Origin of the sequence: Pseudoalteromonas sp. DY56-GL79 (assembly GCF_041414765.1) — a bacterium.
GTDB classification, from domain to species: Bacteria; Pseudomonadota; Gammaproteobacteria; order Enterobacterales; family Alteromonadaceae; genus Pseudoalteromonas; species Pseudoalteromonas piscicida.
In genome coordinates this window covers 106,967-129,076 of the sequence record NZ_JANHZS010000018.1, presented here as the reverse complement: position 1 = coordinate 129,076, position 22,110 = coordinate 106,967, and the positions used below count along the sequence as shown (strand labels likewise).

Genomic DNA, 22,110 nt, shown 5'->3' with positions numbered 1-22,110 from the left:
TAAAAACAGTCGCGACATAAAGTCGCTGCTACGTCAAACTTGTAGCAGCGGGTTTACCCCGCGATAGAAAACCAATAACGGCGACAGGATCTTCACAATAAAAAAGACCGTGACATAAACTCACAGAAAGAATCCTGTGACATAAAAGCTTAAAACAGTCGCGACATAAAGTCGCTGCTACGCCTAATCCGTAGCAGCGGGTTTATCCCGTGATAGAAAACCAATAACGGTGACAGAATCTGCACAATAAAAAAGACCGTAACATAAGCCTATAGAAAGAGCCTCAACATAAAGGCATAAAAACAGTCGCGACATAAAGTCGCTGCTACGTCAAACTTGTAGCAGCGGGTTTACCCCGCGATAGAAAACCAATAACGGCGACAGGATCTTCACAATAAAAAAGACCGTGACATAAACTCACAGAAAGAATCCTGTGACATAAAAGCTTAAAAACAGTCGCGACATAAAGTCGCTGCTACGCCAAACTCGTAGCAGCGGGTTTATCCCGCGATAGAAAACCAATAACGGCGACAGGATCTGCACAATAAAAAGACCGTGATATAAGCCTACAGAAAGAACCTCGACATAAAGTCATAAAATCAGTCGCGACATAAAGTCGCTGCTACGAAAGAAAGGTTAATTTTGACAATATGATTTTATGAATAAAAATATTTAAGATTTAGGCAAGAAAAAAGCCGCGTCTCCGCGGCTTAACTGATTGGACTAATCATTCTGTACTTAACTACCCGTTACAGTGTCACAAGCCACTGAAACATCGATAGTTTCATCTGTTCCATCTGGCGTAATAGACGTTGTAAATGGAGCTGAAATTCGGGGGTCTACACTAACAGCATATGACGCGACATCACCGTTTAGTGCTGACAGTGCAAAAGTACCGTCACCATTGTTCGCTGCTGTGCGGAATGGCTTAGTCGTACTTGATCTATACTTTACAATCGCACCTGGGATAACTTCTGTTACCGTTGTATCGTTAGAACACACAGCTCTAACAGTCACATTTTCGTTAACAGTGGTTTGAATTGGATTTGCTAGCGTGATCGAAACTGGGCCATTACATACCTGAACTTCAGCATTTGTTGATGAAGCATTCCCCCACACGTTACCTGCAGCATCACGGATAACTACACGTGCTGTTGCTGATGAGCTAATACCATAACGCGCTGAAGTACTAGCTGAAACAACTGTTTTTGACGTAGTACCGCCGCGTAAATAACTTGACACACTTGCATCAGCTGAGGTCATACTCACATATAGACCTGAACTCGGCACAGTATCGCCAGTCACATTAACAGTAATACCTTGCGTACAGATTGGAACTGAGCGAGACAGTGTAAAAAACGTAAGGTGATCGGTTTTAAAAGACGCTTTGTAAGCCGTACCTTCAGCGTTTAACGCACCAACTGTTGCTTTATTCGTTTCTGACTGCCATTGACCAGTATCTTCATTATTTGAAGAAACATCAAACTGGTCTCCCGTTTGAATTGTTCTATCACCAGATGGTGCTAAGGTTGCGACCGGAAGTGAAACAGAAACATCGATCTCTTGGCTAAATTGTTTGATCTTAGTTCCATTGTTATCTTGCATAACGATGTTACTTACACCAACTGGCTTTTTAATGCTGGTTGTACTACCAGCACTCAACCCAGCTGGCAAAACAGCTGAAATCTTGCTAGAAGTAGGATCTGCGGAGCCAACAGTTAATGATACAGAGCTACCTGTAACTGCATTGCCATTTGCATCTCTTAGTTGCACGCCTGCCGGAACCGTTACATCAGAACCTGCTTTACCTTTTGCAGCCGCAGCTGTTACAGGAGAAGCTGTTGTTGCGTTAGTCACACTTTCAGAAACGCTTGCTTCAACAACTTCGTCACCGCCTTTTGACACAAGTGCCAATTCTGCTTCTAGCGTTGCTGCAGAATCTTCATTACTTAAGTCGATGTCAAAGCTTTTTGAAAAATAGCCATCAGCAGCGACTACAGCAGTTACAATCCCGACATTCGCACCTTCTTTTACAGTAAAGGTGAAGCTACCATCTTCTGTTGTGATCTGAGTGATTGCGTCGCCATTGACATTAACCAAATTTGAGGTTGGCTCTCCATCTTCAAAAAAGGTAATTGTCGCCGGTGCAACGATATCAACAGTATCAACATCAACTACGTTACCACTTACAGCAAATGCTAAAGCTGCTGGCGTTTCTGGTGCAACAACTACCGGATCTGTTGGCTCAGGTGGCGGAGTGATCACCACATTGTTATCGTCATCGCTAAAACAGCCCGAAAGTGCTAAAGCTGAAGCTACAGATAAAGCGAGTAAAGATTTTTTGTTCGAAATCATGATTGGTCCTTGTTCCCTTTTTTGAAAGTGCCAAGCGGCACTAACGCGCGTTTTATTACATCGAAACTTAAATATAGAGAAAGTTCAAAGATTGTCCAGCTAGTAATTAAAATATTTTTTGGTGATTTTTTGGTAAATTACTTTATCTGTTAACGCTCTTTGCAACAAAAAATCACGACATAAAGTTGCAGCTACAGGATCTCGTCCCCACAAAACAAATAATGGCAGATAAACGGTAGGTATAAAAAAGCCGCATCAAAGTGCGGCTTTTAAGCAAATTAAGTCTTGCTAGAGGCTATTATGCACCAGTTACAGTTTCACAAACCATTTGTAACTGCTGATCTGCTGCATCAGTACCCGCTTCAAATGTAAATGAAGTTGCTTGTCCCGATGCTACTTCAAGTGTTAGCGTATCGATGTTAACAGTGTATGTTTCACCAACAACTAAGTTGTTTAGTGTGTATGTACCTGAAGCATTTGCAGCTTGGTAAGTTGCCTTACCAGCACGACGGTAAGTTACTACCGAATTTTCTACAGGAACAGCTGTGTCAGCTTCGTTCGAACACACACCAGTCAGTGCAAATGACGTAGTTGTGTATTCAACTTCAGGAGCCACAAGAGTTGCATTTACTGGCTCACCACATACCGCTACTTCGTCTACCGAGTCGAACCAAACGGTACCTTCAGCGTCACGTAAAACGATGCGTGCAGTTGCATCAGCACTTACGTTGTTTTTACCCGCATTTGCAGCTGTGTAAATCACTTTAGAAGTTGAACCAGCAGCGATAGAACGTGTTGCGTTGATGTCTGAAGATTGAACATCTACGAATAGGCCACCAGCTGGTACGTCACCATTAATGTTAACTGATACATCCGCATTACATACTGCAACTTCATCAGTTGCGGTGAAGAATGTAAGGTGATCAGTCATGAAAGAAGCTTTATAAGCAGTGCCAGCTTCGTTTAGTGCGCCAACCGTTACTTGATTGTCTACTTCTTTTGTCCATACGCCAGTGTCTTCGTTATGAGAAGACAGACCTAGTACGTCACCAGTTTGAACAGCACGGCCTTCAGATGCTAGTACTGTTTCTTTTGGAATTGAGATAGAGATAGAGATTGGGTTGCTGAACTGTTTGATCTTAACGCCATTCTCGTCAGTCATTGTTACGTTAGCAACACCTACAGGAGCCGCTAAAGTTGCAGCGCTATCAGCGTTTAGACCTTCAGGAAGTACAGCACCTGCATCTGATGAAGTTGGATCTGCAGAACCAACATTTAGAGAAATATCAGTACCAGTGATAGCCGCACCACTTGCATCGCGTAATACAACACCTGCAGGGATTGTTACATCAGCACCAGCTTTGCCTTTTGCAGCTTCAGCTGTGATTGCTTCTGCTACTGCACCGCCTTCAACTGCCACTTCAACAACTTCTTCAACAACTGTATCTAGATCTTTAGAAACAAGGGCCAACTGAACTGCAAGCTCAGCGGTATCTGCTTCTGTTGTTAGGTCAATATTAAAGCTCTTTGAGAAGTAACCGTCAGCTGTTACAACAGCTGTAATTTGAGAAAGCTCTGCGCCTTCTTTTACAGAAAATACAAAGTTACCTGCTTCACCAGTTTCTACTGTTGCGATTGCTTCGCCTTTAGTATTTACGATGTTTGCAGACGCTTCACCGTTTTCAAGGAAAGCGATTGTCGCAGGAACAACGTTAGTTGATTTTTTATCAACCACACTACCATTTACAACTAGAGAAAGTGCATCTGGTGCATCCGGAGCAACGACTACTGGATCAGTAGGCTCTGGTGGAGGCGTGATAGTTACGTTGTTATCGTCATCGCTAAAACAGCCAGAAAGCGTTAGCGCAGACGCTACAGAGAGCGCAAGAAGAGATTTTTTATTTGCAATCATGATTAGTCCTTGTTTTCCTTCTGTTAACTTACGTCGATTTGACGCGTTAACTCATAAAAAAAGCCATATTGCGAACAATATAAACTTAAGTTTTAAATCATTTAATAAGACAGACAGGGACTAAGTCGCTCCCTGACTAAAGCCAACTCAGTTATTCTACCAATCTAGCGGAAAAACAACCATATAGTCGGAGTTAGCTGCCTTAATTTATCACAGAAAAGCGGTAGTTCCAACCGCCTGTAATAAGTTGAAAGTAGGATACCTTTAGAACACTAAATAGACAATGAATGAAGTCAAATTTATAGCAAAAAGTTGCAATATAGTGCTTATTTATTAACAAGGTATATAAATTTAATAGTAAGAGTGAGGTGGTTTATGATTCCCGAAGGTTTAGTAGCAGCGGGTTTATCCCGCGACAAGCGCATCGCGACACAATGTCGCTGCTACGAATACATAACCCTACGGCAAGTGCATCGAAGCGCCTCTCCCGTAGCAGCGGGTTTATCCCGCGACAGGAGCATCGTGACGTAGAGTCGCTGCTACGAATCCGTAACCCTACGGGAAGTGCATCGAAGCGCCTCTCCCGTAGCAGCGGATTCATCCCGCGACGAGAGCATCGCGATGTAAAGTTGCTGCTACAAATCCATATCCCCGCGACAAGTGCATCAAAACACCACTCCCGTAGCTACGGGTTTATCCCGGACAAAAGCATCGCGACGTAAAGTCGCTGCTACAAATCCATAACCCCGCAACAAAAGCATCGAAACACAGCTCCCGTAGCAGCGGGTTTATCCCGCGACAAGCACATCGCGACGTAAAGTTGCTGCTACGAATCCATAACACCACGACAGGAGCATCGCGACGTAAAGTCGCTGCTACGAATACATATCCCCGCGACAGAGCATCGCGACACAAAGCCGCTGATACTGTTATCTGTAAGTTAGATACGCTTCTCGTAATCTTGCTAAATTACTGTAAATATAACTACTCGACAAGCGTCCTTGATTAAGGAATGTCTTATCCAAATTCACAGGTGTTTTAACTGAATGCCCACGACCAATAACCAATTGATTGTGTGACTCACCAATACGTGTACTCACTTCATGGCGCCAAGCTTCATTACCCTTAATTTGGCCATAACGGATTGGTGCCATATCTTTACGTGGAGTTAGCGGGATGCTAAACGCAATACCTGCGACCTGTACATCCGTATCTTGGGCAAAGATTGAAATATAGCTATCACCAAACCAGAAGCGAGTTTCTAGTTTTACACCGCTATCTTCATAAAAGAATCGACCTGCTGTTGCGTGAAAACTCACATCCTGCTCAACCCAGTTATAACGATAAGACAAAGTTTGATAGTCTCTGTCTAAGTCATAGTCATCATATTCTAAATAACCAATTTCAGCATTAAGCTGGTGACGACCATTTTCACTAAGCCAAGTCGTTTCGTTTTTGATACCTGTATAGTCGTTAAACTCTTTAAAGAAACCAATATGGGTTTGGTTATAAATTCCATACGGTAAATCTAACGTTTGATAAATTGTCGCTTGCGTAACACCACTGTCTTTTGCAAAACGGCCAAATGCTTTGCCTGTTTCGTAGTCATCTGTTTTGGCAACTTCGGTTTCAGCGCTAACGCTTATACCACCGCCATACCACATCGGCACATCCACATCAGCTTTAATTGCGAGTGAAAAGTCATAAACACCTATCTCAGTCGCAAAGTGTGAATCGAGCGAAGGCCCAACTGTTACGCGCGGCCTAAAGTAAGGACTGTTGGCTTTAGGCATTCCCACCCAAGACACACTGCCAATCGGATCCATTTCACCGCGGCGAATATCCATGTCTGGCGTACTGCTGGTATTGATAAATTCACGGTAATTATCAATATCACCACGCACAGAAAGCATTGGAATACCACGGTTTAATAACTGAATCGTATATTTAGCCTCAGGCTCGTCGATATGTTCAGCAATACGGCCTAGCACTAGACCTATAGCATCTATATCATTGCGATTAAACACATAGTTCTCAAAGCTTACGACAATATGCGGGTCACGATTAAAACCAACACTAATCGCCTCTAAACCGTCATCAATCAATGCGTTTTTAAGTTCTCGTGTTTGCAGCGTAAGCGACTTTCTAAACTCATCACGCTCTGTTATTTCTTTTTTGGCTTCATCAAGCGGCTTTTTGGCAAGCTCCCGCTGTTGTTCATAGTGCGCTTCAAATGCAGCCTCACGCTTTTTATGGTTATCTAAAATCGGCGCTGGTGCCGCTTCTGTTGGATCATTTAACTTAGCCTGCTCAAAAAGCGGCATAGAAAAGTTTATTCCCCAAAAGGTATCCTTTTCTGCATGATCTGTATTACTGTAAAACTTGCTGGTTAACGTGAGTGTACCTACATCGTAAATCCACTCTTTAGGTACAGTTAAACGTAAGCCCGCATTCACTGCATCCGCATCATGCTCAACCTGCAATGCAAACCAATCCAACGGCTGCCACTCAATACCCGCGAATGCGCCATCCATTTGCCCGGTTGCGCGATCGCTTACCGCAAAACCCGCTGAAAATCTAAAGTCGTTCCATTCACGAGAACCTGCCAAATAATAGGTTTCATATTTATTAGCGGCACCGCCAAGGTCTTTACCACCTACAGCTAAGTTAAACCACTCTTTAGGCACAAAAGGGAGTTGGTATTTTAAGTTAAACGAAAGGTCGCGAGTTTGATTTTCACCATTAGCTTTAGCAGTAAAAAGATTGTCGTGCATTGTATTAGAAGCAATCATACCGCTTACCTCTAAACCGTCAAACACACCCGCTGAGAAAATATAGTTGTGACCATCGAAGTAGCCATTGCCACCGTGATCAAGTTGGTTATTGTAACCAATATCTATACTTCCCTTTTCAAGTACCTCAGCAGTAGGGGTATTAAAAATACCAGTGTACCCCGCAAATGCAGTGTAGTTATTTATTTGGGTATCAGCTAAAACAGGTATGCTTGCAAGTGCAATGCTACCTGCAAGAATCGTATTTATTTTTGACATGTGCGCAGACCGATTTTTATTTTCAATTCTTGAATTTAATGTGGAAGAGCATATTCATAAGCTCGGCCACCGTTTTAAGCATTATGTAGTTATCGTACAATGAAGTATAGAAAAACCCAACCTCTTGGCAGCGGGTTTCCCCCGAGATAAGAGCGTCGCGACAACAGCACCGAAACGCCACTCCCGTAGCAACGGGTTTATCCCAAGATAAGAGCTTCGCGACATAAAGTCGCTGCTACGAATACATAACCCGCAACAAAAGCACCAAACACCAACCTCGTGGCAGCGTGTTTACCCGGGATAGCAGCACCGAAACACCACTCCCGTAGCAATGGGTTTATCCCGCGACAAGCACATCGCGACGTAAAGTCGCTGCTACAAATACATAACCCCACCACTAGAGCGTTACACGTTTCTAAAATTAACCACTTTCTGCTCAGATTCACGTTCGACTTCAAGCACTTGGCGTTTTTCATTCCACACCAAGTCACAAATACCGTCTGTAGGATTAAACCCTGTAGGCGCCTCTAACAACAGTTTACGAATAAGCTCATGATCAAAGTTATGACAAGCCGTGTCCATTGCACTCATAAAAGACTCTAGCTCTGCCATTGGTAGTTTTACCTCATTGGCCGTCATGATCCGTGGATGAGAGGTTTCTTCTACATTGTCACCAATCAATAACTCTTCATATAACTTTTCACCTGGGCGCAATCCTGTGCATTCAATTTCAATATCACCATGAGGGTTTGACTCTGATTTTACCTCTAAGCCAGAAAGATGCACCATTTTGGTCGCTAAGTCTTTGATCTTAACAGATTCACCCATATCTAACACAAATACGTCACCACCCTTACCCATAGCACCCGCCTGAATAACTAACTGCGCAGCTTCCGGTATAGTCATAAAAAACCGGGTGATATCTTTATGCGTTAAGGTAATTGGCCCACCTTCTTTAATCTGCTTACGGAATAGAGGCACAACTGAACCACTAGAACCAAGCACATTACCAAAACGTACCATGCAAAAACGGGTATTTTTAGACGTTACTTTACTTTCAGCCAAGGCTTGTAACACTAACTCTGCCATACGCTTGGTTGCACCCATTACATTGGTAGGGCGCACCGCTTTATCTGTAGAGATTAATACAAAGGTCTCTACTCCTGCGTTAATAGCAGCTTTAGCCGTGTAATAAGTACCAAATACATTATTACGAACACCCTCAACAACATTTTGCTCTACAAGTGGTACATGCTTGTAGGCCGCGGCATGATAGACAGTTTGCACCCCAAAGGCTTTCATGCAAGTTTCAATACGGTTGATACGTTGCACTGACCCCATCACTGGTACTATTTCCAATGATACGCCTTTATTCAATGCAAGCTGATTCAGCTCCTTTTCAATGCTATATAAACCAAACTCAGACACCTCAAAAAGCACCAGCTTTTTAGGTCCATTTAATATAATTTGCCTGCATAGTTCAGAGCCTATAGAACCGCCTGCACCGGTTACCATAATGACTTTATCTTTGATATTTGCAGCCATCAGCTCTGCTTGTGGCGCTACTGGGTCTCTGCCCAATAAGTCTTCAATTTCGACTTCTTTTATCTCATTAAGCTGCGCTTTACCGTCGATAACGTCTGCCATACCTGGCACCGTCATCACCTCGAGCGGCAGTTTTTCTAACTTAGTGAGTATTTCTTTACGGCGAGAACGCGATACGCTTGGTAAAGCAAGCAAAACCTTATTCACTCGCTTTTTATCTATCAAATTATAGATTTCGTCAAAGGCGACAACGGGGATCCCTTGGATAATAGCATTATGTTTGGTAGCGTCATCGTCTAGATACGCCGTAACATAATAGTCAGGCCCTGTTGCTAGCGCAGTAGCTAACTGTCGACCTGCATCTCCAGCGCCATAAATAACCACTGGGGTTTTAGTAAATGAGGTTAATCGCCAAATAAGTGCTCTTACCAAAATACGCGATCCCCCCACTGAAAGTATCATCAACCACGCATAAATAAAGGGCATAGTACGAGGAATGGCGGTTTGCGTAAAAAATGAAGACAACACTAAAATCACAGTACTAATAACGGTACCAAGTACAACAGCACCGACCGCATTAGCCCCAACGTAACGGAGCACTGCGCGATATAAACCAAGTTTTACAAATATCACCAAGCTAATGGGGAGTAATAACGCGAGGGTTAACCAGTTTTTAAAATTAGCCAATGGCGCAAAGCTATCGAGGCGAACGATAAGCGCTAACCAAAATGCGGTGACAATAAATATAGAATCTAAAACAAGCGTGAGAAGCCGCTTTTGGCTACGAGAAGCGCCAAGCAAGGCGCGAAACCAACTATCCATTGTGTTCCCTTTTTATTCCAATCCGAACTAAGACCGCAGACGAACTAAAGCATAGTACATGCTGCAGTATACACAAAAGTTGCAAAAATGTATGAGGAAAATAGGAAGGATGCGTGCGCACCCTTCCTATTTATAGTGATGCTTTGTGAAGTACTTGCTTTACTACCTCACAAGTTTTGCTGATTTCTTCAGTGGTAAGCGTTGGGTGCACCAAAAACATTAAAGATGTTTCACCTAACTCTACTGCATTCGTTAAGCGCTCTTTTGGTCGCCAAGGCGTACTATCAAAGGCTTTTTCTAGGTAAACTTCTGAGCAGCTACCTTGAAAACAGGGCACGCCAAGCGTGTTGATTTCGTCGACTATGCGATCTCTTGTCCAACCTTCCCTAAGCGCCGCAGAGTTTACAAACAAATAATGTTTATACTCTGCATGCTCAATATAATCCGGCACGCGCACTGTACGTACCACATTGAATGCTTTTGCAACTTGATCTATCGCCTGAGCATTGCTTTGCCTTTTAGCCGTCCAGTCTGACATACGAGTAAGTTGAATACGCCCAATCACTGCTTGCATTTCTGTCATACGCCAATTAGTGCCAAAACTCTCATGCAACCAGCGAAATCCCGGGGCATGTTCACGGTTGTATATGGCATCAAAGCTTTTACCGTGGTCTTTATAACTCCACATTTTTGACCATAGGTCTTTGGAGTTTGTAGTAACCATTCCACCTTCACCACCTGTGGTCATAATTTTATCTTGGCAAAATGACCAAGCACCTATATGGCCCATAGTACCAACTGAACGACCCTTATACTTAGCACCATGTGCCTGAGCACAGTCTTCTATAACATAGAAGCCATGCTCTTTACTGAGAGCCATGATTGCATCCATTTCAGCAGGCATCCCAGCTAAATGCACCACAATAACGGCTTTTGTTTGAGGTGTTAAAACCGCTCTAATAGACTCAGCTGTAATAGCTTGGCTATTTAAGTCAACGTCGGCAAATACAGGTGCAGCCCCCGCTGTAACAATACTACTTGCAGAAGCTAAGAAAGTACGAGGAGTAGTAATAACTTCGTCTCCTTCGCCAACGTTCAATGCTTTCAACGCAATATCTAACGCTAATGTGCCATTACCAAGTGCAATCGCATATTCAGCGCCACACCAAGACGCAAATTCTGTTTCGAACTCACGGCACTCTGTGCCAGTCCAATAATTCACTTTATTTGAGAGTAAAACCCGACTTATGGCATTAGCTTCTTCCTGCGTAAAGTTTGGCCATGGTGAAAAATGAGAATTTAACATATCAGTCCTTAGCGATTCGGGCTGGATTACCAAATGCTGTAACCCCAGCTGGAATATTTTTTACAACGACGGAACCTGCCCCAATAGTGGTAGCTCCTCCTACGGTAATTTGCTGCTTGATGCAGCTTCCAATACCGACCCATGTGTGTTCACCGATATGGCAATTTCCTGCAATACTTGCGGATGGGCAAATATGCGCAAATTGTTCAATGACACAATCGTGTTCTATGACAGCACCTGTATTCACAATAACGCCATCGTCAATTTTACTGAAGACATTGACTGTAGCATTGGCCATAACGACAGACCCTACTCCTAAAGAAGCATAACGACTAACCATTGCTGTAGGATGAATTAAAATTGGAAACTGCGCATCGAATGAGCTTAAAAGAGCCATTTTTTCAGCTCTTACCAAACTATTCCCAATCCCCACTGCAATCCCATCGTACTGCGCTAAATTTTGACATAGCGCCCGCGTATCACCGTGTGTGATCCACGCACCTACAACCGTGTTGCTTGGGCTATTATCATCATAGAAATCAACCTTGTAGCCATTTAGCTCAGCGATTTCTGCAACGACTTTGCCATGGCCACTTGCACCAAGAATTGCAAGTTTTCGCATTAATCTATCACTCTGATGACGTCAAATGCTTCTGCATTACAAGCGCCTATGGTAGCACCCCTTAACGCCCCTAAGTGCTCAATTGCACATAGTGAGCGAGTATTAGGAAAATCTTTTAATTGGCTTGCAAAACAACTCATTGCTTCTAGTTTCTTCGCAAAATGTGCGTCACTAAGCCTAACAAACTTACGTGGAATAAATGCCGCCTCAACAGTCGGATGTCCCCATTCAGTTTCAGACAAAGTCTCATAAGCAAAAATATCTTTTACACATTGCCCTGGAACAGGACGTGCGGCAACCAGTGACGCATTGTAGATCACCCCATGGTCCAGGTGAAGATCTCCCTTATGAGGAATATACAAAGTGGTCGCTTGTATTTCTTTTATCAAGGCGTTAATTGCAGATGCAATTTTATATTGAGGATACTGCTCAAGTTGTGGCGCAGGAAAATCAAAATAGTATGTATCTTTAACGCCCAATACCTTGTGCGCATTGGACGCTTCATGTCGAATATTATCTATTGCTTCTTGCTGAAACATCTCTGGCGCCCCCACAGCGGCATTAGTCATAACAGCAACATAAACTTCATCTTGACTTTCCACATGTTTGGCTATCGTTCCGCCACAACCAAGTACTTCATCATCAGCATGTGGAGCAATTACTAACACTTTTTTCATTTTTCCTCCAAAAATGCCTTTTTTAACTCTTCGAGCTCTTTCTTTAACTCATATATTTCCAGCTCTGTCTGATACCCAAGCATGTGACCAACTCTCAGTTGGTTATATATAGAGTCTTTTGTCACTATCCAAATCAGTCCCTGTCCAGCTTGTATCAACAGTTCGCCAGCGTGCTTTTTTAAAATTCTCCCTGTGACTCCCTTAATTTTGACTGATTTTTCTAATCTCGATGAGAGTACAGGCACTTTACAGCGTTCAAAAAACGTAAAGGCTCCTGGATGTGGTTTAGCAGCAGCTTTAACTAAGCGGTCTATTTGGTGGGCTTTAGACTGCCATGAAATGAGCCCATCTTCAGGCTTACGGATACCATATTCTGTAGCCTGAGAATCATCTTGCGGTATGGGTGTCCATTCACCATTTTTGAGTTGAGGTAATAAAGTATCTAGTGCCTTTTTCATTGCCTCTAATAACTTCATTTCAACAGTTTGGGCTGTATCTGATTGCTCAACAGAAAATACTTCTTGAGCAAACACAGCACCCGCGTCTGCCTCTTCTTCCAATACAAAGAATGTCGCAGCTCCATCGGTTTGCTCTTCCACTAACCATGCAATTGGAGCGCGCCCTCTTCCTTTTGGCAGGGCAGTAGGGTGAAAACCTATTGCGCCAACTTTAGGTGCGTCCATAATGCATTGCGACACCAGTTGAGATAAACCAACAACCATCAGTATATCAAAGTCTAATGCGGCAATTTCATCAACATGATCATTGATCTTCTTAAACGGCGTGTAACTTATATTATTGCTAGAGCAAATACTTCCTAAATTGCGATATCCACTTACTAGCTCCGTGTTAATAGGCTCAAAACCAAATACTCGAACTATATCGAGTTTATGCTCACGCAGCTTGTCCAACGTGATTGCACTAGAGTTAACCCCCCCTATCAATACTACTTTCAAAGCTTCTTCCCCCAGCTATCACCGAACAACACGACCATCACTGTCCTTAAAATAATTTTTACATCTAAGTAAAGAGTTTGATTGCTCACATACTGGCTATCAAATGCCCAGCGCTGCTCCCAAGTAAGATGTATGTTGCCATTGACCTGAGCTAGCCCCGTTAAACCAGGCCTCACTAACAAACGTTTTTTCCCATCTTCATTAAACTCACTTTGCAACGCAGGTAAACAAGGGCGAGGACCCACAATAGACATATCACCTTTTAACACGTTAAAAAGTTGTGGTAGCTCATCAATTTTCAGACGGCGGATCACATTACCAACCATCGTGACTTCGCTATTGCCTTGTGTTACTTGAACATTAAAATCTCTCTTGGCATCCGTCATGGTTCTGAACTTATATATGTTGAAAACCTGACCGTGTTTTCCAAGACGTGCTTGTAGGAAGAAAATAGGTCCATGACTTGTCGCTTTGATTAATATTGCAACGATAACAAGTAGGGGTAACAACGCGAGTAAAACTAGACTTGTAATACAAATATCAAATAATCTTTTCACCTCAGCGAGCCTCCGTAACCCAGTTGACCCATTTGCCGGACAAACATTTTCTATCAAATTGTTGTTTTGCTAACGTAAGAGCATTTTCTGACATTCTAGGCAGCTCGTTTCGATTGTCTGCAAGGTATTCCAATGCATTCGCAAAGGCCTGTGGATCATCTGGCTCCACTGTAACACCGCACTGATGTTCATCAATCATCTCTTTTAGCCAGCCTGGGTAATTATTCAGTACGGGCAAACCCGCAGAGATGTAATCGAAGAATTTATTAGGCGATGTGCCGTAATAAAACGCTGGTATATTTGCCAATAGCTGCAAACCAAGATCAGCAGCTTTCATCAATCCAGCTAGCCGCTCTTTATCAACAGGTTCATGAAAAATGACCGTATCTAATTGCTCACTTTGCGCTCGCTCCATTAAAGATGGTTTGAGCATTCCTTGGCCAACCAATACCAGCTTTATATCTTCACGCTCACGTTGCTTCAGTATAGCTGCGGCATTCAGTGCGGCTTCTAAGCCGTTAGCTTTACCGTGCGTCCCAGTAAAAATCGCCATAAAGTCATTTTGGCCTACGCCTTCAGGACGCCAGCTCATGATGTCATTTTGGAAAATATCTAGGTCACAGCCATTTGGCACTAAAGTGACCTTATGCTCAGGTACACCTCTTCGCACAATGCCATTTACTATCCCTGGAGACAAACCGATACACCGGTGAGCACTACGATAAGAAAGCCATTCCAACGCGGACATCGCTCCCAACACTAGGGGGTTTTTGATAACTCCCATCTCCTTTGGTATTTCCGGCCACAAATCACGCACCTCGAAAATGAACTTTTTATTTCTGAGCCACCTTGCAAAAATTCCAGGGATACCTGCTGTCAAAGGTGTTGTGGTAGCAAACACAACGTCATACTGGTGTGTTAAGGCGATACCAATACTTTTACACGCAAACTTTAAAAACGTGAGCGTTCTTTTCAAAAAGCCATCTGAATTTGAGTAAGCCAGATCAAATTCTATAATATCAATACCATCAATTTGCCCTGAACGCCTTCCGTTAACAAAAACGCCCTCAATACCCGTTTGTGCGGCACCATAGCTACCACACACCATAGTGACACTATGCCCCTCTTTAACTAACTTGCGAGCCATTTCATAGGATCGTATACCTGTCGCGCCTTGTGGCGTTGAAAAATGCTGATGAAAATATAGTATCTTCATAATTAATAATGTATTTCCGTTGTAATTCTACCCGCTTCGTGTACGTCGATTTCCAATACTAGAAGGTCATTTTCACGATAATAATATCTCGACTCTTTACCTTGAACTAAATCAACTCTCTTTATTTCTACATTGGCACTAAAAGTGATTGTACATAGACCTGACACCAGTTTTTCACCAATTAGCTTCCACTCCATTGGAGCAAGTCTGAATCTAAGACATGCTTTGTCTTGAAATCCTGAAACCTCGTCCGTGATCCGCAACATACCATCACCTAGTTGCAAAAACCGCCTGTGAGTACATCCAAACCGATCCGTGTAACCAGCAGCAAAGCTTTGTAAGCCTTGGGCCCGTGTAAACGGCTTTTTAAAGTTGGTTTTAAGCCAATCACCTAACAGAAAACGACTCAACCTAGGCATCTGCTCATGTTGATCAAATTCCACAGTGCTATGACTTTTGACCCCACCATAATAATCGATGTAATGCGAACCTGCGTTATAACTAAAAGTACCGCCATCACGAATCAAGTTGACTTCATTTAGCCAAATGTCTACATGTAACGCATCACACTGACAGGGACGGAATCTATAACTTGGATAACGCAAGTAAACTTGCAGGTCCGAACTATTGAGGTAACAATATCCACCATCCCCAAAATCTCTGGAATCTTTGTCACCAAGATATTGAGATGGTGGCGATATCTTCAGCCATCGCAGTGGTAAGTTATAATCTCTGTCTTTGGTGTATGCGGTAGCATTACAGAATAAAGCAGCAGCCAACTGTACGCTCGGTCGAAAATCTCGGTAATCTGTATTTGCTAATGGAAGAAGCTTAGCACCATCGTTTGAACCTAAATTAGGCGCATCACCAGTATCCGTATCAGTAAAGGTGTAAAGCCAGATAGTTGCCGCAGCAAGCTTTTTGTAACACTCAGATGAAAACTTTGCCAAGTTTTGAGCGCTTCTCCAAACTTCTACCACGCTATACGTATCGAGCATCAATCGATGATAGGTAACTGAGTACTGACTAAAGCTACCATCATTTTCTATCAACCTTTTAGCTCGGTTTTCAAGCCACTTTCGCCCCTGTTCTTGCCACTGCCGTCCATCCACATCGCCATTTAAGGACAGCCAAGATCCACCAATAAAAAGAGCTGCTGCCTCAGTTGTCGCGTGGTTATTATCTTGCGCAACTGCATACATGATCGTTGGAGATATGCGTTTTAAGTGTGCCTTTATAAAACTTAACAGTGCAGGTTGAGTTTTGTTCGCTTGTTGCAAAATGACCGCAGCTACGGCTAGATGAATGACGCGAAATGACGCTTCTTGTCCACATTTCCAGTTAACACCATTGTAGAATGGGTTACTACAACACCAATCTTCCAGCCATGTATTTAGTGTTGCAAGTGCATCACTATCACCCTGATGAGCCTTCTGTGACAAACTAATGACCCAATCAAAACGCGATGATTCCCATACTCCTTTAATATCTCCAATTTCGGCATCAAAATCACTGATAGCAAACCATGGTTTATCATTTGGTGCTACTTGTCCAGTGAGGCAGTTTTTATGCCAATTAGGTAATCCCGACACCGTGGACTCAAGCCCAAAGAAGCAGTGTTTTTTCAACCAGTTGGTATTTCCAGCTAGGTGTTCATCAGTCTCATAGTTTGCTGAGAAGAATGGACCTTCTGCTAGCTCACTTCTAATGGCTTTTACAGGGTTTAATCCTGACTTAACTCCCAGCCTATAAAAAAATATGCGCGCTAGGTTTTGAACTCCTAGCGCTAATGCCGTTTTAGCTTTCACTAAACTCATTACTGTTTTCTCAGCTGTTCCGCAATATCTATCGTCACTTTCGCAACTTCAAAAAGCTGCTCGGCAGAAATTGGCGATGGCTTACTTTGTCTAATCGCATCAACAAACGCAGCAGAACACGCGGTTTGACCTTTATCTTGTTTCCATAAGTTTAGGTTTTTAAAGCCTTTCCAACCGAACCCTTTCAGCTTCCTAAAGTTATCCAGCTGCAATGTGCCACCTGCCGCAAACACCTCAATCCGTTCTTTCGGGAAGTTGGTGGCTCCATTAGCTAGGTAATGAATAGTGCCAAAAGAGCCATCTGCAAACCCGAGTATAATGGCCGCTTTGTCAGAGACGACAGCCACAGAGTCTGTTTCTCCCATACAACGAGCCTGTACAGATACAATCTCGCTGTCAGCCAAATAGCGCATCAAATCAATAAAATGACATGCCTCACCAATGATACGACCACCACCTATTGAACTGTCTTGTGTCCAATGTTCTGCAGGAATGCTTCCCGCATTCATCGTCATGATAAACGATTTGGGCTCTTTAATGGGGGCCAAGAGCTGTTTCATTCTTTGTACATGAGGAGAGAAGCGGCGATTAAAGCCAACCATCAATTTAGGCGCTAGACCAGTTGCACATACAGCTTCATATGTTGCTTTAACTTCATCTAACTCTTGATGAGTTATAGCAAGCGGTTTTTCAACAAAAACATGTTTACCAGCTTTGAGCGCTTGTTGGACAAAGTGTGCGTGGCTATTGTGACGGGTCACGATAGCAATCGTATTGATACTTGGATTATCGATCATTGCTTGCGTATCAGTCGTAGCTTCAGAAAAACCCGCTTTTTCTCCATGTATGACACCGTTGATCCCACCAGAGGTCGCGATGCTGTGAAATTGCGCACCTGCGGCCTTAAATGCCGGAATTAACATGCGAGAGGCGTAATTCCCTGCTCCTATAAACCCGACGACAGGATCTGATGCTTGATATTCTTTAACCGCGCTCAGTTGTACCGTTGTTTCGTGTCTGCTGCGTCTATCTGATTCAAACTGAAGTAAAATACCAAGAGCGCTCTTGTCTGTTGTTAGCAGTTCATAAGCTTTTTCCGCACTTTCAAACATGAAGCGATGTGTAATTAAAGGCTTAACATTTAACAAGCCACCAGACATCATATCTAAAATTGCTTCAAAATTGCGCTGCTCTGTCCAGCGAACAAACGCCAGAGGATAATCATTTCCCTGTTCTTCGTAACTGGGATCATAGCGGCCTGGACCGTATGAGCATGACACCTGAAAGGTCAGCTCCTTTTCATAAAAGTCTACACGACTCAATTCCAAGCCTGTAACCCCCACAAGGATAATACGGCCTCTTTTTCTACTCATTCTCGCTGCATGAGTAACAGGGTCATTAGATTTTGTAGAAGCGGTAATAATAACGCCATCAACACCTACCCCTCGACTGAAAACATTACCGACTGCAACAGGGTCTTCACCCATACCTGGGTTACAAATTTCTGCGCCAAACTGTTTCGCCAAATCAAGTTTCGCTTGATCATAGTCTATCGCTAAAACACGGCAGCCCTGAGCGCGCAACATCTGTACGGTAAGCAAGCCAATTAAGCCAACTCCTGTGACAACAAAGCACTCACCCATTGTTGGGTTCGCCAACCGAATGCCTTGCAAACCTATGCTCGCAACAACAGTAAATGCGGCTTCTTCATCAGATACATTACTAGGAATTTTTGCCACTAAATTTTTACTAACGCGAACAACATCCGCATGAGGCCCGTTTGATATAACCCGATCACCAACTTTAAAAGCGTCAGCCCCTTTGCCAACACTCTGCACTTGGCCCACATTGCAATAGCCAAGTGGTAAGGGCTGTGCCAACTTAGATTTCACCGCCTCTACCGTTGTCATGAGGCCATCTGTTTTCACTTTTTCAAGCACCATTTTCACTTTGTCTGGTTGTGCTCGAGCTTTATCAATTAAATTCGCCTTGCCAAAATCAACCAACATTCGTTCAGTGCCCGCTGAAATGAGTGTTGTTGTGGTGTTGATTACCACATGATTCTTTGTTGCATGGGGTGCGGGAGCTTCAACAATCGTAGATCCTCCTTTAGACATGTCTTGAAGTATTTGCTTCATTAGATCCTCTACTCAACGTCATTATCGATAAATATTTTAAACCAAGCTTCAATACACAGTAGCGAAAAGATTGGGTAGCTATAATCTTGCTTGCCTGAACGATCTGCCTCAATTAAGGACCAAACTGCGTCTGCATCAAAAATACCGCGTTGCGTAATTTTTTCTTTCGCTAACGATTCATCTACTAGACCTTTGAGTTCATTGTTAAGCCAAGAGCGCAATGGAGCACCAAAGCCGGATTTAGAACGATATATAATCGACTTTGGCAGATACTGTTCCGCTGATTTCTTTAAAATGTACTTCCCGACGCCATTTTTTTGTTTCAATGGATCAGGGATATTTGCGGCCGCTGCAACGACTCTTTTATCTAGAAATGGCACTCGAACTTCTACGCCACAAGCCATGCTCATTTTATCTGTATAATTAAAGTTATGATCAATGAGGAAGTAGTTCTTATCCAAAAACAACATTTTCTCTATCGGGGTAGCCGTGGTCATATCATCTAACTTGTTTAATATGAAATCCATCGGATTATCGGACAAACGAGTTCTCACTTTCTCAGAAAATAGTGATTTCACTACTTGTGGGTCAATCCAATAAAAATATGATAAGAGTCTTTCATTCGCGTCCAATCCAGCATAAGAAAATGCTTTAGAGAAACGTCTTAGATTAGGGTTCGACTTAGGTATTTTACGCGCTTGCGATTGTAAAGCTGTGCGCAGTGGTTTCGGCAACCAAGACCAAAACTTCTCTAATTGCAAAGCCTTATGTCGGCGATATCCTGTGAATAAGTCATCACCACCCGCCCCCGATAATAATACCTTAACCCCTTTCTCTTTTGCTTGTTTTGAAATTGCCAGTACAGATAACGGTGCGGGATCGGCTTGTGGCTCATCCAGTGTATAAACCATCTTATGAAGATCATTGACGATATCAGGTTGAGACTGCACAACATTTAACGGAACACCCAAAAGCTCTGCGACTTTTTTAGCATAGGGCAGATCATCCACAAAGCCATCGTTTCCTTCATTAGCTGAGTCGATAGTAAAGCATGTCAGAGAGTCTTTTAGACTTTCATTGGCCATAGACACAATCAAGCTTGAATCTACCCCACCTGATAAAAAAGATCCGACAGGAACATCTGACACTAACTGCGATTCAACACTTTCTTTCAATGCGTTGGTCACTGAAGAAATATGCTCTTTCTCTGAGAGGTTAATTGCTTCTTTCAACGGCCAATTCCAATATTTAACCTTGCTAATCACTTTATTAGATTTAATTTTTAGCAAAGTACCTGGTTCAAGCTTTTTTACCGACTCTAATAGCGTGCTCTCTCCTGGCGACCAAAGAAATACAATGCTTCTCCATATCGCATCATAGTTTAGTGCTTTGTCTATACAAGGAAATTTTAATAGCGCTTTAATCTCGCTCGCAAAGAAAATACCGTTGTCGGTTTGTGTATAATAGAGCGGCTTAACGCCATAAGGGTCTCTAACTAAAAGTATGCTGTCATCAACAACACTGTATAGTGCAAAAGAAAAAATCCCTTCCAACTCATCAAGCCAACTCTCACCTAGGTAGAGAAAACTATTTAGGATAACTTCCCCATCTCCTTCAGAGTTGAAGGTTGCCCCTAAGCCTATCAATTTACTTTTGAGCTTTTTATAGTTATAAATTTCGCCATTAAAAACTATACAAGCGCGCTTGTTTGCATCCCAAAGAGGTTGATTACTATTTTCAGACAAATCAATGATACTTAATCGCGTATGGCCAAACACCGTGTCATCGCTGACTTTTTGCCAGCTTTGGTGATCTGGTCCTCTATTTTGAATAGTAGCTAGAGCGCTCTCCATGTAATTAGAAAAGTCCTCTGCGGATGAGTAACCTAGAATACCGCACATATTAATCACTTTTACCTATTTTAAAGCGCTTGTACAAAGCGCAACTTAACCCGAGCAATATCCATCCAAGTGGGTCAGACAATGCATTTAATGAAAAGAAGCCAGAAATTAAAAAGAATAAAGAAGATAATGCTAAGAAGTTCCAATATTCTTCTTGAGCAATACCTGGCTTATAACTCTTCGATAATATCCCGCCTATCACTGACAAAAAGTACGCATAAATAACTGTCGTTATTAATGGGCCAAACAATATGAATGCCATTATTGGTGTACTATGCAGATAAGACTTCGCTTCAGTATGTTCCTCGTTGTAGGATAAAGTCCACTCATAGGAGAACCCTACACCTAAGCCAGTAACATACTTAACCGCGTTATCTTTGAAAGAATTGAAAAGTGACAATATTTCGTCAACCCTTCCGCTAGAACCCATATACACATCAAAACTGGCAGAAAATGGATTGATGTAACGAATTCTCGACATACCTGATAATGTATAAAGATTGAACGCCTCAATAAAGTACAAAAATATTGAAACAAAGAAAGCAGATGCAAAAATCGACAAAGGTAAAGCAATTCTCGATCTAATCTTTTGACTTACCCAGAAAAACACCATACATAATAAAGCTGAAAACAAAATACTTCTCTTACCTTGGGAAACAATCACCACCACACAAAGAAAAGACATTAACCTTTGACCTGTGGCTAAGTAATACATCAATACATAGGCTGCACCTTGTGTTCCATAACCTGGGTAAATAAAGATAACAGTAGACAATATAGCAAACAGAACAACTGAAAGAACATTGCTACCAAACGACACCGTAGTGAAAGATCTTAGCTTCTCCAATGACCAAAACGAGAATGATTTTAGACCTATAGTAAAAAAAATGACTGAGAAAATAACCAGATAAAAGTGTTTAAAAAACTCACTAGTAAAGCCATTGTGGAGTAGACCGACAAACACACCATAGAACAAAAAGAAAAAAGCCAAAATGTGTGTGAGATCAACCTTTTTTAAAAAAATAAAATCTAAAAACACTACACAGGAAGCAATGATAAAAATGCCAAATATGATTATATTTGCAAAGCTTGCTATAAAATGTAGGTCTAAGCCTAGGCCAGGCGCAGCCAAACGAAGTAGACTAAATAAGGGCAATATAATGAACCAAGCTAACACTAACTTGGTTACAAAGGTATAATATCTCTCTATTGATGAAATGCGATTTTCAGGCATAC

General features: G+C 42.5%; 14 protein-coding genes. All 14 read right to left on the bottom strand.

Features of this window, described 5'->3' with window-relative positions; genetic code table 11:
* Window positions 1-738: 738 nt before the first annotated feature.
* Complete coding sequence (locus tag NO992_RS14455) at window positions 739-2,355, bottom strand: hypothetical protein (protein WP_371378297.1); 1,617 nt, start codon at window positions 2,353-2,355, stop codon at window positions 739-741.
* 298 nt (window positions 2,356-2,653) lie between these two features.
* Complete coding sequence (locus NO992_RS14450; protein ID WP_371378294.1) at window positions 2,654-4,267, bottom strand: hypothetical protein; 1,614 nt, start codon at window positions 4,265-4,267, stop codon at window positions 2,654-2,656.
* Window positions 4,268-5,196: 929 nt separating this feature from the next.
* Window positions 5,197-7,317 (bottom strand): YjbH domain-containing protein, encoded by a 2,121-nt coding sequence (locus NO992_RS14445; RefSeq protein ID WP_371378291.1) that lies wholly within the window; start codon window positions 7,315-7,317, stop codon window positions 5,197-5,199.
* 405 nt (window positions 7,318-7,722) lie between these two features.
* Window positions 7,723-9,684: a polysaccharide biosynthesis protein gene (locus NO992_RS14440; protein ID WP_371378288.1), complete on the bottom strand. Its 1,962-nt coding sequence runs from the start codon at window positions 9,682-9,684 to the stop codon at window positions 7,723-7,725.
* A gap of 130 nt (window positions 9,685-9,814) precedes the next feature.
* Complete coding sequence (locus NO992_RS14435) at window positions 9,815-10,990, bottom strand: DegT/DnrJ/EryC1/StrS family aminotransferase (protein ID WP_371378286.1); 1,176 nt, start codon at window positions 10,988-10,990, stop codon at window positions 9,815-9,817.
* Between the two features lies 1 nt (window position 10,991).
* The gene (locus tag NO992_RS14430) at window positions 10,992-11,612 is read right to left on the bottom strand and encodes an acetyltransferase (RefSeq protein WP_371378283.1); all 621 of its coding nucleotides are present in this window, start codon (window positions 11,610-11,612) and stop codon (window positions 10,992-10,994) included.
* Window positions 11,612-12,289, bottom strand: coding sequence for a PIG-L deacetylase family protein (locus NO992_RS14425; protein ID WP_371378280.1), 678 nt, complete (start codon window positions 12,287-12,289; stop codon window positions 11,612-11,614). The genes NO992_RS14430 and NO992_RS14425 overlap by 1 nt, the downstream gene beginning before the upstream one ends.
* Complete coding sequence (locus NO992_RS14420) at window positions 12,286-13,245, bottom strand: methionyl-tRNA formyltransferase (protein WP_371378277.1); 960 nt, start codon at window positions 13,243-13,245, stop codon at window positions 12,286-12,288. Before NO992_RS14420 ends, NO992_RS14425 begins: the two co-directional genes overlap by 4 nt.
* Window positions 13,242-13,802, bottom strand: a complete 561-nt coding sequence (locus tag NO992_RS14415) for a sugar transferase (protein ID WP_371378273.1) — start codon at window positions 13,800-13,802, stop codon at window positions 13,242-13,244. Before NO992_RS14415 ends, NO992_RS14420 begins: the two co-directional genes overlap by 4 nt.
* Before the next feature lies 1 nt (window position 13,803).
* Window positions 13,804-15,018: a glycosyltransferase family 4 protein gene (locus NO992_RS14410; protein WP_371378269.1), complete on the bottom strand. Its 1,215-nt coding sequence runs from the start codon at window positions 15,016-15,018 to the stop codon at window positions 13,804-13,806.
* 2 nt (window positions 15,019-15,020) lie between these two features.
* Window positions 15,021-16,835 carry a heparinase II/III-family protein gene (locus NO992_RS14405; RefSeq protein ID WP_371378265.1) on the bottom strand — a complete coding sequence of 605 codons (1,815 nt, stop codon included), beginning with the start codon at window positions 16,833-16,835 and terminating at the stop codon, window positions 15,021-15,023.
* Window positions 16,835-18,973, bottom strand: a complete 2,139-nt coding sequence (locus NO992_RS14400) for a bi-domain-containing oxidoreductase (RefSeq protein WP_371378262.1) — start codon at window positions 18,971-18,973, stop codon at window positions 16,835-16,837. Before NO992_RS14400 ends, NO992_RS14405 begins: the two co-directional genes overlap by 1 nt.
* Window positions 18,974-18,981: 8 nt before the next feature.
* Window positions 18,982-20,874, bottom strand: coding sequence for an asparagine synthase (glutamine-hydrolyzing) (gene asnB / locus NO992_RS14395; RefSeq protein WP_371378259.1), 1,893 nt, complete (start codon window positions 20,872-20,874; stop codon window positions 18,982-18,984).
* A 1-nt stretch (window position 20,875) separates the two neighbouring features.
* Window positions 20,876-22,108, bottom strand: coding sequence for a hypothetical protein (locus NO992_RS14390; RefSeq protein ID WP_371378256.1), 1,233 nt, complete (start codon window positions 22,106-22,108; stop codon window positions 20,876-20,878).
* Window positions 22,109-22,110 lie beyond the last annotated feature (2 nt).